The organism is Bartonella massiliensis (assembly GCF_902150025.1).
Taxonomy (GTDB): domain Bacteria; phylum Pseudomonadota; class Alphaproteobacteria; order Rhizobiales; family Rhizobiaceae; genus Bartonella; species Bartonella massiliensis.
The window spans coordinates 138,311-151,535 of sequence record NZ_CABFVS010000011.1 but is presented as its reverse complement, the minus strand read 5'-3'; the positions used below and the strand labels follow the sequence as shown (position 1 = coordinate 151,535).

12 protein-coding genes and 1 pseudogene are annotated in these 13,225 nt (G+C 37.8%); 7 read left to right on the top strand and 6 right to left on the bottom strand.

What is annotated here, in order from left to right:
- The first annotated feature begins 7 nt into the window (after positions 1 to 7).
- From ccmB to FNZ60_RS03015, 4 genes are read left to right on the top strand one after another with little or no spacing between them, the layout of a single operon-like run.
- Positions 8 to 673, top strand: a complete 666-nt coding sequence (ccmB, locus tag FNZ60_RS03030; protein ID WP_142416240.1) for a heme exporter protein CcmB — start codon at positions 8 to 10, stop codon at positions 671 to 673.
- 46 nt (positions 674 to 719) lie between these two features.
- Entirely contained in the window at positions 720 to 1,499 is a 780-nt protein-coding gene (locus FNZ60_RS03025; protein WP_142416239.1) for a heme ABC transporter permease, read from the top strand.
- Positions 1,487 to 1,738, top strand: coding sequence for a hypothetical protein (locus FNZ60_RS10045; RefSeq protein ID WP_142416238.1), 252 nt, complete (start codon positions 1,487 to 1,489; stop codon positions 1,736 to 1,738). Before FNZ60_RS03025 ends, FNZ60_RS10045 begins: the two co-directional genes overlap by 13 nt.
- On the top strand, positions 1,713 to 2,306 hold the full coding sequence (locus tag FNZ60_RS03015; protein ID WP_142416237.1) for a DsbE family thiol:disulfide interchange protein: 594 nt from the start codon (positions 1,713 to 1,715) through the stop codon (positions 2,304 to 2,306). Before FNZ60_RS10045 ends, FNZ60_RS03015 begins: the two co-directional genes overlap by 26 nt.
- 307 nt (positions 2,307 to 2,613) lie before the next feature.
- On the opposite strand, the gene FNZ60_RS03010 is transcribed toward FNZ60_RS03015, so the two are convergent.
- The 3 genes and pseudogenes from FNZ60_RS03010 to FNZ60_RS03000 all read right to left on the bottom strand — a co-directional run bounded on the left by FNZ60_RS03010 (position 2,614) and on the right by FNZ60_RS03000 (position 5,793).
- A complete protein-coding gene (locus FNZ60_RS03010; protein ID WP_142416236.1) occupies positions 2,614 to 3,615 on the bottom strand; it encodes an Hsp33 family molecular chaperone in 1,002 nt (333 codons plus the stop codon).
- A 35-nt stretch (positions 3,616 to 3,650) separates the two neighbouring features.
- Positions 3,651 to 4,585 (bottom strand): annotated as a pseudogene (gene argF / locus FNZ60_RS03005) (ornithine carbamoyltransferase).
- Positions 4,582 to 5,793, bottom strand: a complete 1,212-nt coding sequence (locus tag FNZ60_RS03000) for an aspartate aminotransferase family protein (protein WP_142416291.1) — start codon at positions 5,791 to 5,793, stop codon at positions 4,582 to 4,584. Before FNZ60_RS03000 ends, argF begins: the two are co-directional and overlap by 4 nt.
- Before the next feature lie 484 nt (positions 5,794 to 6,277).
- On the opposite strand from FNZ60_RS03000, the gene FNZ60_RS02995 reads away from it, so the two are divergent.
- On the top strand, positions 6,278 to 6,811 hold the full coding sequence (locus FNZ60_RS02995; RefSeq protein ID WP_142416235.1) for a GcrA family cell cycle regulator: 534 nt from the start codon (positions 6,278 to 6,280) through the stop codon (positions 6,809 to 6,811).
- Between the two features lie 1,416 nt (positions 6,812 to 8,227).
- Here FNZ60_RS02995 and FNZ60_RS02985 read toward each other — a convergent pair.
- A complete protein-coding gene (locus FNZ60_RS02985) occupies positions 8,228 to 8,830 on the bottom strand; it encodes a Smr/MutS family protein (protein WP_142416234.1) in 603 nt (200 codons plus the stop codon).
- 47 nt (positions 8,831 to 8,877) lie between these two features.
- Positions 8,878 to 9,570 carry a Tim44/TimA family putative adaptor protein gene (locus FNZ60_RS02980; protein ID WP_142416233.1) on the bottom strand — a complete coding sequence of 231 codons (693 nt, stop codon included), beginning with the start codon at positions 9,568 to 9,570 and terminating at the stop codon, positions 8,878 to 8,880.
- Positions 9,571 to 9,736: 166 nt separating this feature from the next.
- Here FNZ60_RS02980 and FNZ60_RS02975 point away from each other — a divergent pair, with 166 nt between their 5' ends.
- On the top strand, positions 9,737 to 10,231 hold the full coding sequence (locus FNZ60_RS02975) for an FxsA family protein (RefSeq protein ID WP_142416232.1): 495 nt from the start codon (positions 9,737 to 9,739) through the stop codon (positions 10,229 to 10,231).
- A 145-nt stretch (positions 10,232 to 10,376) separates the two neighbouring features.
- On the top strand, positions 10,377 to 10,853 hold the full coding sequence (secB, locus tag FNZ60_RS02970) for a protein-export chaperone SecB (protein ID WP_142416231.1): 477 nt from the start codon (positions 10,377 to 10,379) through the stop codon (positions 10,851 to 10,853).
- A 57-nt stretch (positions 10,854 to 10,910) separates the two neighbouring features.
- Here secB and FNZ60_RS02965 read toward each other — a convergent pair whose 3' ends face one another.
- On the bottom strand, positions 10,911 to 13,211 hold the full coding sequence (locus FNZ60_RS02965) for an NADP-dependent malic enzyme (RefSeq protein WP_142416230.1): 2,301 nt from the start codon (positions 13,209 to 13,211) through the stop codon (positions 10,911 to 10,913).
- Positions 13,212 to 13,225: the final 14 nt, after the last annotated feature.

Here is a 13,225-nt window from a genome sequence, read left to right as displayed (position 1 = left end):
AAATAAAATGAAAGCACTTCTCTGGCGTGATCTTAAACTATTATTAGTACCACAAACTTCTTCACTCACAGGACTACTATTTTTCATTGCTGTTGTTGTCATAACCCCCTTTGCCATTGGACCAGATCCCAAAACTCTTGCCCAAATAGGACCAGGGATATTGTGGTTTGGAGCCCTTCTCGCAGGACTTCTTAATCTAAACAAACTTTTTCAAATCGATTATGATGATGGCAATCTCGATCAATTTATCCTTTCAGGACAACGACAAAGCTTTACACTAATTGTCTTTACCAAATGCATTGCCCATTGGGTAGGAACAATGCTTCCTCTCATTTTTGTGACTCCTATTTTAGCCCTCATGCTCCACTTAGATGTCACGATAACTTTTACAACAATCCTCACCCTTTTATGCGGAACACCAGCTATTGTTTTTATTGGCGCTATAGGAGCAGCACTTGCAGCCTCATTGTTACACAGCACTCTTCTTATTTTCATCATTATCTTACCGTGGATCATTCCCATTATGATTTTTGGCGTTTCAACTGCGACTGCCCCAACAAATCCAAATGCCTCTTTTCTTACATCCTTGGCTCTTCTTAGCGCTTTTTCACTGCTTTTGAGTCTTTTTAGCTCTTTTGTTGCCGCTTTAACACTCAAGCTTTTATCAGAATAATAAAAGATGATTGCCGCATAGCAAAACTCTGCCTATTATGAGCTTCATGAATGAACTATCTCGCACCCATAAAATCAGGTCATCCCCTGCAAGTTTTGCCCGCTTCATGAAAATAAGCAGTATCGTTCTGCCTTGGTTCGCCGGTATAACGTTATGTCTTCTTATCTTAGGGCTTATTCTAGTGATGCACTCACCAGACGACTATCAACAGGGGATCACTGTTAGGATTATGTATCTTCATGTCCCCTTTGCATGGTTATCTACATTCTGTTATATATTGATAAGTGTCGCAGCATTAAGCAATTTGATTTGGAGATATCATCTTGCTGATGTGACTCTTAAATGTGGTGCAAACATTGGAGCAATTTTTACCGCCTTGGCCCTCATGACAGGAGCACTTTGGGGGCGCCCTACATGGGGAACATGGTGGGTCTGGGATGCACGGTTAACATCGGTTTTAATTCTACTTTTTATCTATCTTTCCATTATCCTGCTGGGGCGTGCTTTTGATAACCAAGCAAAAGCTGCTCGTGCTACTGCAATTCTTACCCTTGTTGGATTTGTTAATATCCCTATTATTAAATTTTCCGTTAATTGGTGGAATACATTGCATCAACCAGCCTCCCTATTACGTGCAGGAGGGCCAACAATCGACAATGCTATGTTATGGCCCCTTATAACCATGTTATTTTGTTTCATCTTTATGTTTGTTACGCTCTATTTAATGGCGATGCGAAATGAAATTAATAATCGTTATATCCAAACACTTCAGATTAAAAAATCCCGCCGTATACAACAACAGGACTCTTCATCATGCTCGACCTAAATGGCATTCACAGCGGACTTTTAGGAAACCTATCTCAAAAAATTGACGTTTTCCTTGGAACCCTAGAACACGAGCAAATTGTTATTTTAAGCTATGGGCTTTCTGCAATATCCCTCTTATCTCTCCTTGGCTATATTCTTTGCAAAGCTCTATACCAAAAAAAAATCCTCCAACAGCTAAACAAAAAAAAGCTGTCACAAAAAGAAAAATACAATGAAGAACACCTCTCCAAAACTTAAAAAAAATATATCTTTAACTGTTTTGTTTGTTCTTTTTGGACCATTCGTGCTTTTTCTTCTTCTCATGGTGTTTTTTTTCAACTTTATGGATAAAAAATACCCTCAAGACCCTTCTCTTCTTCCAAATGCATTGGCTGGAAAAGCTGCCCCCAATACACACCTTCCTCTTCTTGATAAGGAAAGTTATCTCAATTCAAAACAGTTTAAAGGACGTGTCACATTGGTCAACTTTTGGGGGGCTTGGTGTTTACCCTGTCGCCAAGAGCATCCTCTTCTTATGAAGATTGCACAAGATAAACGTTTTGATCTGATCGGTATTAATTATAAGGATAACAAAGCAAACGCCCTGCGCTTTTTAAATAATTTTGGTAATCCTTTTAAATTGATTGGCTTTGATGTTTCAGGCTATACAGCCATTGATTGGGGGGTATATGGACCACCAGAAACTTTTCTCTTGAATAAAGAAAGTATCATTATTGCCAAACATGTTGGTCCTTTAACATGGCAAATTTATCAAAAAAAAATTCTCCCCAAAATTGAACAAGCGATTATGACAGAAGAAAAGTAAAATATCACCATATTGATTTATAAATATATTAATGAATTTAAAAGGATTCATTGTAAGAAATAAACTTTTGAGATGTAAAAAGTAAATAAAGAATCCCTTTCGAGAGAAGAAAGTATCTTTTACAGGGCACTCTTTTTTAAAAAACATGTCGAGTGAATAGTGATTTCAATAGAAAAATCATGAGCATACATCTAAAAAAGCTAAGGAAAGAAATATTCTAGAGTTTCATATAAGCTTGTGCTTTAAATTTTTATAACGCAAACTAAAATGAGCTTTTATTGCAATCATCATTTTTCTATGAAATTGATTATATTTTTTCTTCCAAAAATTCTTGCGGTGTAAAACGATAGATTTTCGAGCAAAATTCACATGTGACTGAAATATATTTATCTTTAACCATTTTATTGCGTTCATCAATCGGGAAACCTTCTAGGATTCCTTTAATTTTTTCGCGTGAACAAGAACACTGATCAACAAGAGAAAAAGGATTAAAAACTCTCACACCTTGTTCATGAAAAAGACGGAACAAGAGCTGTTTACTCCCAACTTGAGGATCTGTTAATTCTGAACTTTCAATCGTTGCCATGAGTATTTTAGCTTCTTGCCATTGGTTATCCAATTGGGTTTTGGTTTTCGTTTCTTCTCGCTTTTGATGAGGAGCATCTATTTTATGATGGGACGATGCTTGGGGCAAAAGTTGCGTTAAAATACCTCCAGCTCGCCAACTTTTCTGCGGTTTTCCTTGTTGATCACGGTTGATTAATATCGCAACAGCCAAACGAATATCGGTGGGAATTTGCTCTGATTGATCAAAATAAGTACGTGCAGCTTCTTGTAAATTTGATCCATCTAATGCCACTATCCCTTGATAGGGTTGCATGTAGGGCCCTTGGTCAATCGTGAAAGCTAAAGTGCCTTTTCCTAAAAGTGTTTCTGAAGACGTTTGATCATTGTCTATAGCTTGGTTAAGCTGTTCTTTATCAAAACGGGCGTATCCACGTAAACGAGAAGGAGGAGAAAAATCACACACTAACATATTAACCGGCCCATCGGAATGGGTTTGTAAAATAAATTTTCCCGTAAGCTTGAGAGAGGTTCCAAGCAAAACAGTTATAAGTAAAGCCTCTGCCAGAAGATATGAAACTGGTTCAGGATATTGATGTCTGTTAAGAATAGAATTCAAAGTCTCCCCAAGTTGTACGGCACGTCCACGGATATCAAGTTCTTCGACTTGAAAAGGAATCACACTATCATCTTCATGCAAAGAGATATGGTTGAAAGAGGCTTCATCTTTAGCTTGCTCACTCATGGCTTTGCCTTTTATTATAATCTATTATAGGGAAACTATTGTGGAGAGAAAAACGCATCTTGTAAACACCAAGAAAGAATTGCTTTTTGAGCATGAAGACGATTTTCAGCCTCATCAAAAACAACGGAGTGCGGCCCATCAATCACAGTATCGACAACTTCTTCCCCACGATGAGCAGGAAGACAATGCATAAAAAGAGCATCAGGTTTTGCTAATTTCATGAGCGCTTCATTGACTTGATAAGGCTGAAAAATAGAACGGCTGCGAGCACGAAATTCTTGTCCCATGGAAACCCATGTATCGGTCATAATACAATCAGCACCTTGAGCCGCTTTTTGGGGATTATGAGTTAGCGTAAGATGTGCTCCCCGTTCACGTGCCCAATCTATAAATTTTTCTTGTGGTTCACTACCCTTTGGAGTGGCAATACGCAAATGAAAATCAAAAAGAGCCGCCGCCTCAATCAAAGAATGAAGCACATTATTCCCATCCCCCATCCAAGTAAATATTTTGCCCGTAATTGACCCTCGATGTTCTTCATAGGTTAAAATATCTGCTAGAACTTGGCAAGGATGTGTATCATCTGTAAGGGCATTAATGACAGGAATTTGTGCATATTGCGCTAATTCAAGCATGCGTTGATGTTTTGTTGTTCGCAATATTACGATATCCACAAAACGCGATAAAACGCGTGCCGTGTCAGCTATGGTTTCGCTATGACCAAGTTGCATTTCTGAACCCATAAGCATAATTGTATCTCCCCCAAGCTGGCGCATACTAATATCGAATGAAATACGGGTTCGTGTAGATGGTTTTTCAAAAATCATCGCAAGTGTTTTGCCCTTAAAAGGTTTTGAACCTTCCCCTCCTTTAAAAGATGCTTTAAGTTTTTTGCATACTCGATCAGTGCGCGTGCTATTTCTGGCGTTAAAACAGATAAGTCCGTGAAATGACGAAGAACATTTGTCATGTGTGTGATATTAGTCTTTCTTTGTTTACAGAAAGATGAGCAACTGCTTTTTCAATACGATGCAAACTTTCATCTATTTCTTCTTCCCTAATGATAAGAGGAGGCAATAAGCGCACAACGTTGTTGTTGGCTGCAACACTTAAGAGATATTCTTTTTCCAAAGCATTAACGACAAGATTTGAAGGAACAACACATTGAATACCCACCATAAGCCCCATCCCCCGAACTGCGCAGATAATATCAGGATAGATATTGAGAATATGCAAAAGTCCACTTTTTAGTTTATTCCCCATGTTTTGCACATGACTAAGAAAACTTGGCTCTAACAGAATATCAAGAATACTATTTCCTATAGCCATTCCAAGAAGATTTCCTCCAAAGGTTGAACCATGGGTTCCGGGTGTCATACTTTTTGCAACTTTATCCGTTGCAAGGCAAGCACCTAATGGAAATCCACCTCCTAGTCCTTTTGCGAGGGTAAGAATATCAGGTGTGACATCACTCCATTCATAAGCAAAAAGCTTTCCGGTTCGTCCCATGCCCGTTTGAACTTCATCAAAAATCAACAATAGACCATTATCATCGCATATTTTGCGCAAAAATCTTAAATATTCATGAGAAACCGTTCGTATCCCTCCTTCTCCTTGAATGGGTTCAATAAGAATAGCGGCGGTATTTTTATGAACAGCGTTACGCAAAGCGATTTCATCACAAAAAGGAACTTGAATAAATCCACCAGCTTTAGGCCCAAAGCCTTCCAGATATTTTTCATGCCCCGTCGCAGCAAGTGCTGCAAGTGTTCGTCCATGAAATGCCCCTTCAAAAGTAATGATTTCAATGCGTTCTGGATGACCCGCAGCATAGTAATAATGACGTGCCGTTTTGAAAGCGCATTCCAATGCTTCAGTACCTGAATTGCAGAAAAAAACCTTATCAGAAAAACTATTGGCACAAAGCCGCGTGGCAAGAGCTGTTTGTTCAGGAGACTGAAAAAGATTAGAAATATGCCAAAGTTTTTCAGCTTGCCTTTTGAGCGTATCAACCAATTTAGGATGGGCATACCCTAATGCATTAACAGCAATGCCAGATGTGAAATCAAGATAATGCTCTCCTTTATCGGAAATAAGCCAGACACCATGTCCCTGTTTAAAATGCAAGTTGCGTCGTGCAAAACATTCGTAAAGTGGTTGGATAGAGAGGACATCCATCATAATTTCCTTTATATTTTAACCTTTTTAATATATACAAAGCAACACTACAAATAAGACAACATGATACATTTCGTTAACAGTGTTTTCAACGTTTCATGACGATGAATAATTATACTTACGGAATAGATCATTACACCAATTGAAAAAAGTCAACGAAAGTTCTACGAATAAGCATTTTGGGGAAAAGCCTTAAATAAAAGTGAACGTTTAACCTATGATTGGTTTGCAAGTTGGGGAAAACATTCTAAATAAATTCTTCAAGAGGCAAAGACTCTTGTCATAGAGTGAGTGCATATTGTAATTTACACTATCGTTAAGCAAGATGATGTGTTTTGATTTGTAAGTTCCACAAGTTGGATGATTTTCTTATGTTCGTTTAGAGCGTAAAATTCTTTCATTCAGCGCATTGGAGATATTATTGAAACATTTGAAGATGTGAAGGGGGAGCATCTCAGTGATGTGATCGGAATGGAGTGCTGGTATGGGTTGGACATGTGAACGCGTTGAGCTTCTTAAGAAGCTTTGGAGTGAAGGGTTAAGTGCGAGTCAAATTGCTGCTCAATTAGGTGGGGTCAGCAGAAATGCAGTCATCGGTAAAGTGCATCGATTAAAACTGCCAGGACGTGGCAAAACAGCACCAGGAAGCGCCCGTGCGCAAAAATCTCCTGCAGGAAGCAGCCCATCATCTCCACGTGTGCGTCGCAGCACATCCACCGCATCACCAATAAACACACCACCTGCCGATGTTGAAGAAAAAACTTTGAAGCCAGAGTTTGTAGCAGAAGCTGTAAAAGAAATTGATATGTCTGCAAAATCCAATGTCGTTGTACCTATATCACGTCAACTTAACCTGCTACAATTGAGTGAAAATACATGTAGATGGCCGATTGGGGATCCATTATCAGCCGATTTTCATTTTTGTGGTGCTGATTCTGATGAAAATAGTCCCTATTGTGCTTTTCATGCTAAGCTAGCATTTCAACCAATATCTGAAAGACGGCGAATAAGAGTATAATCCCCGTGATATAATCTCATATTCTGTGCTTTCTATGCTTCATTATTAGATTTCAATGATAGAGTTATTATGAGATAAAAAATTTTATGAAACTTTTAGTCAATGAGAACATCTTTTCATGAAAGTATTTAATGAAATTATATTTTTTGGTGCTGTTGCATAGTTAGATATAACAACTTATTGGTTTATAAAGATCGTTTAGCGTCATTCATATTATATTAGAATTCCGAATATCGTAAGATTCTCTCATTTCAAATCTGTTTATTTTGAATCAATCAAAACTATTTGCTTGCACACCACAAGCGGGTGGACCATGTGGATAAAAACTGTATAAGCAAAGACTAAAAATGCCTCTTATCCCCCTTTTTAAGTGCCAAGAACTTCAAGGATTGTCGCAACATTTCGAGTAAGTAGATAGTACCCATCCTGCTCTTTAAACTTAAAGAACGAGGTTCTTAAAGATTTATCGTTAGCCCCTTCATGAAAGCCGTCACAAAACAGGTGTGACGAATATTGAGAGATATTAAAAAATAAGCCCGTGAATTAGTAAACCAATGGCATTTTATTTTAGATGAAGGTCGTGGTCCCCAAAAAAAACACGCGATAAATAAAAGCGTGAAGCAATGCGTAATCTCTATTATTTAAAAGATAGTGCTGTAGATACTTTTGAAAACCGTAAAGTCAAATTGAAAGGAAATGACCAAACTGGAGAACACCTTTAAAACTTTATATTCTTCTCCAATGAGGCTGTTTTCCTATTTCAGAGATTACCCAAAAAAATACGCTTACCCTATTTTGCATACAAAAGATGATACAGATTGTAGAGCAATGAACCACCTTAATATTTGTTTCAAACATGCGGCTGCATTAGGTTTAAATGTTGATTTATAAGAACCGACAAAAGCAAAAACTCTCTTAAGAAAACAACGTCATAAAGTATAAAATTTACCAACGATAAATCGGAAAAAAGGGATCGCTTTTTATAAAAAACTTTGCGACATACCAACATGACATATCGGACTTTACATTTACTTATTCTGACAAGCGTTCGTAAAAATCCTATACGTCATATTCCTAAAAATCAGATTGATGGAAATATATAAACAATCCCCAACTCTAGAATATGAAAGAGCGCCATGATACTACAAAAAAATTTTGCATGCCTTTCTCATCAAAAGCAATGAATGTAATTGAACACCCCACCCTCTTTCAAAAGTATTCGACTTGAAACTTTCTATTTTTCATGGGCGGTGCAACGTCTTTAAACCGTAAAAAATAAAAAAATAAGGAAATATTTATTTAAGGCTTTTACGCAAGAGATAAGAATAAATTATAATTACAAATCAATAGGTTAGCGTATCTCTTCTATCGTCTATAATAGACAAAATCTTTTGAAATCAATATTAAACTTGATAATTACAATAACGTCACATTCCTTTTCCCGCCATGAAAACGGCGCAACCAAACATAAAGCGCGCCTTCACCGCCATGATGACGTGCAGCTTGCTCAAATGCATGAACATAATATCGAAAAGCTGGTGTTGATAACCAATATGGAACAAATCTATACAAAGCTCCTTCACTCCCAACGGAACGGCCCTTTCCTGTAATCACAAGGACATAGCGCAATCCATTCTGCTGAGAGGATTGTAAAAAATTTTTTAAGAAAAAATAAGCTTCTTCCTGCATATAACCGTGAAGATCAAGATGCGCTTCAAGAGGATAACGACCTTGAGAAATTTTACGATGTGCAACATGATCAAAAAAATGAATCTTATGCGCTTGTGTAACGGCTCTCTTTTGTTTTTTAATAATTGTTGAACCTTGTTGATTTTCCTGAAAAGTTAAAGGGTTTTGAATTGTGCAATGTTTTTTATCATTAGTCTTTACAATATCTTCTGAAATAGAAGGAGATATCTTACCATGAAGAGGTTTTGTCGTACGACAAACCATCTCCCATAAAAGGCGATCTTGTGAAGTCAATAAATCCCTTTTTTGTCTCCATTCACTTGAGGACATTTCAATTTCTCATAAATCATTGCGTACTTATGGAAGAAAAAAGTACTTTAATTTTCATCTTCTGTGGCAAAAAGCTTCCAGTTTGGATCCAGCGACTGGCTATCGCGGACAAACGTCCAAATATCCCTAATTTCTACAATAGCATCGGGATCACCGTCTATACGCTCACCCTGTTCATTATAAGTAACAGAAATCATCTCACTAACAATACGTATCGTTAAAAGTTCGTTCTTTTCTTGCATTGCCGCCGCAACAAACTCGATTTTATTAACCCCAACAAAAGTAAACTCTATTGTTTCTTTATTTTTTTCTCGTTGCTCAATAGCAGTACAAAAGCTCTCAAAAACATCTTGACAAAGTAAGCTTTTAAGTTGATTGCGATCACCTTTAGCAAAAGCTGTTACAATCATTTCATAAGCAATTTGTGCACCTTTTATAAAAGATTGAGGAGAAAAATGAGGATCAATTTTACATAGCGCCCGCAAATCTCCATTCAAAACACTTCCCTCCGGTGCAATTTTATCAATTTCACTAAAATCACCTTTTTGTGAATTTTTCTGATGAGGGAACGAAACAATATTATCAGCCGTTTCTGCCGCAGCTTGTTTTTTAGAACGACGTGAATAAGGATCAAAGGGAGGCTTTTCAAACCCAATTCGTTTCCCTAATACACTACGGAGTTGCACAAAAATAACAACCATAACAACAAGAGCGATGACAAGTATAACGTCAAATTCCATGGGCGCTGTCAATCTCCAAGCTTTAAGTCTGTAATAAACATTGCAGTCAATACCATTTATCAATAAATATGTAAAATAAGGAATCCTACCATTCAAATATTTTTATAGATTTTAAAGGAGTTCTTTTAAGAGTTTCTTCCCACCTCATCCAGAAGGAAATTTTCATGTGATAAAACTTTATTCTATAAAACCTCGTTTTTTTGTCGTTGTTTTTCTCTGTAGCCTTTTAATTGAGATCGCTGGTTTTATCCTTGTTGGTCAAGAAATTGGTGTTTTGGCAACTTTGAGTTTGGTTATTCTCACAACCATAGTTGGGGTTGTTTTATTGCGAATTCAAGGGATTAGCCTTTTAAAAAACATACAAAATGAAATTATCCAAGGCCGGACATTAGAAAATAATATTATTCATGATGCTTTCATCATGTTTAGTGCGATTTTGCTTATACTTCCTGGATTTGTAAGTGATCTCTTGGGAATATTACTTCTTATTAAACCAATTCGATCAATTGCTTGGCATTTCTTTTCATCACTAAAAAACAAAATGAATCCCAACATGAAAAGAACAAATGACTCTGAAAAAATAATTGATCTTAACGCAGAAGATTACAAAATTCATGATACAACAGAATCCCCATGGCGCAAAAATGATGATAATCATTAAAATGCTTAAAAAGCTGTCATGGACTAAAAAAATATTCAAGATAAAAAGAGGGCATTCCTTGCAACCTTTTGTAAGGCGTGGTAACCAATCCGATCTTTAGAGCTAAAATAAAAACATATATACTATAATGAGAGAGGTTCGTCGTATGGCTGAAGGTGAAATGAACAACAATAGTGTAGAGCCGGTTTTTGCTGTATTAACTCAATATTTAAAAGATTTCTCATTCGAGAACCCAGGTGCTCCTCATTCATTGCGTGCACGTGAAAAATCCCCACAAATTGATATCAATATTAATGTCAATGCTAACCCCATTGGTGATGATAATTATGATGTTGTTTTGTCTCTCTCCGTCAAAGCCAATGATGACGCTGAAACCTTATTTCATGTAGAGCTGATTTACGGTGGTGTTTTCCACCTTAAAAACATTCCACAAGAACATGTTATGCCACTGGTCTTTATTGAATGTCCCCGTCTTTTATTCCCATTTGCTCGCCAAATTATATCGAATGCTACTCAAAATGGTGGTTTTCCACCTTTATGGATTGATCCTATTGATTTTGCAGCCCTCTTTCAAAAGCGTCTTGCTGAAGAACAAAAAGACAGTCAAATACAGCCCTCTTAAAAATTTATTCTTTTTCTATCATAAAGCCCCTTAATATATTGTTTTATGGGGCTTTTTTTATATGACTTTTGCCGCATGATAAGCTGCAAGCATTGCAATATTGACAACATCGGTATCGTTTCCACTAAACGGTACAATTTGGACAGATTTTTCCAATCCAATTAAAATAGGACCAATGATGGTTGCGTCACCAAGTTCTTGTAACATTTTGCTTGCAATAGAAGATGCGTGATATCCAGGCATGACCAAAATATTAGCGGGCTCTGTTAATCCCATAAATGGATATTGCTGCATCAATTTGGAATTAAGTGCCACATCAGCACTTATTTCTCCATCAAACTCAAAATCAACTTTACGTTTATGCAAAATATTAATCGCATCCTGAATTTGCTGTGTAACTTTCCCTTTCAGATAACCAAAGGTAGAAAATGCTAGAAATGCAACCCTTGGCTGATATCCAAATCCACGCACAAACGAAGCGGTTTGTTCCGCTATATCCGCAAGTTCTTCCGAATTAGGATTTTCATAAACAGCAGTATCTGCAATAAACACAGTTCGGCCACGGCAAATAGCCATTGAAATACCAATCAATCGTTCTTTTGGTTTTTCATCAATTGCCCGACGTATATCAACTAGTGCTGTTTCATAATTGCGTGTCACCCCTGTAACCATTGCATCCGCATCTCCTAGTGCAACCATACACGCAGCAAAATAATTTCGATCATTATTGATACGACGATGACAATCACGCAACAACCAGCCTTGACGCTGCATCTTTTTATAAAGATAATTCGCATAAGCATCTGTACGACAAGAAAGCTTAGCATTCATGATAGAAATACCTTCACGCTCCAGATCAATACCAGCAACAGCAGCCGTTTCTCTTACTTGCTCTTCACGACCAACCAAAATCACTTGTCCCAATTTTTGATGAACATAGGAAACAGCAGCCCGCATGACTTGCTCTTCTTCACCTTCTGCAAAGACAATTTGTTTTGGCGCTTGACGAACATGGTTATAAACCCCTCGCATCATCGAAGAAATAGGATCACGTCTCGCATTCAAATCGCGCTCATAAGCCTCTAAATCATCTATGTTCTTTTGCGCGACACCACTTTCCATTGCAGCTTTTGCTACCGCTATTGAAACAACCGTAAATAAACGCGGATCAAAAGGAACAGGGATAATATAATTAGGACCAAATTTTAATCGCTTTCCGCGATAAGCTTCTGCAACGCTGTCAGGAACTTCCTCATGCGCTAAATTGGCAATGGCCCTTGCCGCAGCAATTTTCATGTCTTCATTAATAACCGTTGCACGCGCATCAAGCGCACCACGAAATATATAAGGAAAACAGAGAACATTATTAATCTGATTTGGATAATCGGAACGACCTGTTGCGACAATGGCATCCTGACGCACTTGCATAACCTCTTCCGGCGTAATTTCTGGATCGGGGTTGGCCATAGCAAAAATAATTGGCTGCGGAGCCATGGATTTTACCATTTCAGGAGTTAATGCCCCTTTAGCAGAAACCCCGAAAAATATATCTGCCCCTTCCATTGCTTCCAGAAGCGTACGTTTATCCGTTCGAACAGCATGCGCAGACTTCCACTGATTCATTCCCTCTTTGCGACCTTCATAGACCACACCTTTTGTGTCACATAATATGATATTTTCAGAACGAAAGCCCATCGCTTTAATCAGTTCAATACAAGCAATCCCTGCAGAACCAGCACCATTACAGACTAACCGCGTATTTTGCATATCGCGTCCTGTTAACGTCAAAGCATTGAGAACACCAGCTGCCACAATGATAGCTGTACCGTGTTGATCATCGTGAAAAACAGGAATATTCATCACCTCCCGCAGGCGACTTTCAATCATAAAACATTCAGGCGCCTTAATGTCTTCAAGATTGATTCCACCAAAAGAAGGTTCTAAATGACGCACCAAATTGATAAAACTCTCTGTATCTTTTATATCAATTTCTAAATCAATCGAATCAATATCCGCAAAACGCTTAAACAGCACTGCTTTGCCTTCCATAACTGGCTTAGAGGCAAGTGCACCTAAATTTCCTAACCCTAAGATAGCTGTACCATTTGAAATGACAGCAACAAGATTGCCTTTTGCTGTATAATCATAAGCCAGCGCTGGATTTTGAGCAATTGCCTTCACTGGAACCGCGACACCTGGTGAGTAAGCCAAGGCTAAATCATGCTGTGTTGCCATAGACTTTGTTGCAACAATTTCAAGCTTTCCTGGTCGACCACGACTATGAAAATCAAGAGCCTCTCGTTCGCTCGCACTGTAAACGGTTTGAGACATTTTATGATCCTGCTCGCTCTTTTTCATCTCACTTTATTTTC

What these genes read in the sequence shown, in the direction of transcription:
- FNZ60_RS03010 (WP_142416236.1), bottom strand. Translation starts at nt 3,615, where the DNA reads ATGAGTGAGCAAGCTAAAGATGAAGCCTCTTTCAACCATATCTCTTTG.
- FNZ60_RS03000 (WP_142416291.1), bottom strand. Translation starts at nt 5,793, where the DNA reads ATGGATGTCCTCTCTATCCAACCACTTTACGAATGTTTTGCACGACGC.
- FNZ60_RS10045 (WP_142416238.1), top strand. Translation starts at nt 1,487, where the DNA reads ATGCTCGACCTAAATGGCATTCACAGCGGACTTTTAGGAAACCTATCT.
- FNZ60_RS02980 (WP_142416233.1), bottom strand. Translation starts at nt 9,570, where the DNA reads ATGGAATTTGACGTTATACTTGTCATCGCTCTTGTTGTTATGGTTGTT.
- FNZ60_RS03015 (WP_142416237.1), top strand. Translation starts at nt 1,713, where the DNA reads ATGAAGAACACCTCTCCAAAACTTAAAAAAAATATATCTTTAACTGTT.
- FNZ60_RS02995 (WP_142416235.1), top strand. Translation starts at nt 6,278, where the DNA reads ATGGGTTGGACATGTGAACGCGTTGAGCTTCTTAAGAAGCTTTGGAGT.
- FNZ60_RS02965 (WP_142416230.1), bottom strand. Translation starts at nt 13,211, where the DNA reads ATGAAAAAGAGCGAGCAGGATCATAAAATGTCTCAAACCGTTTACAGT.
- FNZ60_RS03025 (WP_142416239.1), top strand. Translation starts at nt 720, where the DNA reads ATGAATGAACTATCTCGCACCCATAAAATCAGGTCATCCCCTGCAAGT.
- ccmB (WP_142416240.1), top strand. Translation starts at nt 8, where the DNA reads ATGAAAGCACTTCTCTGGCGTGATCTTAAACTATTATTAGTACCACAA.
- FNZ60_RS02985 (WP_142416234.1), bottom strand. Translation starts at nt 8,830, where the DNA reads ATGTCCTCAAGTGAATGGAGACAAAAAAGGGATTTATTGACTTCACAA.
- secB (WP_142416231.1), top strand. Translation starts at nt 10,377, where the DNA reads ATGGCTGAAGGTGAAATGAACAACAATAGTGTAGAGCCGGTTTTTGCT.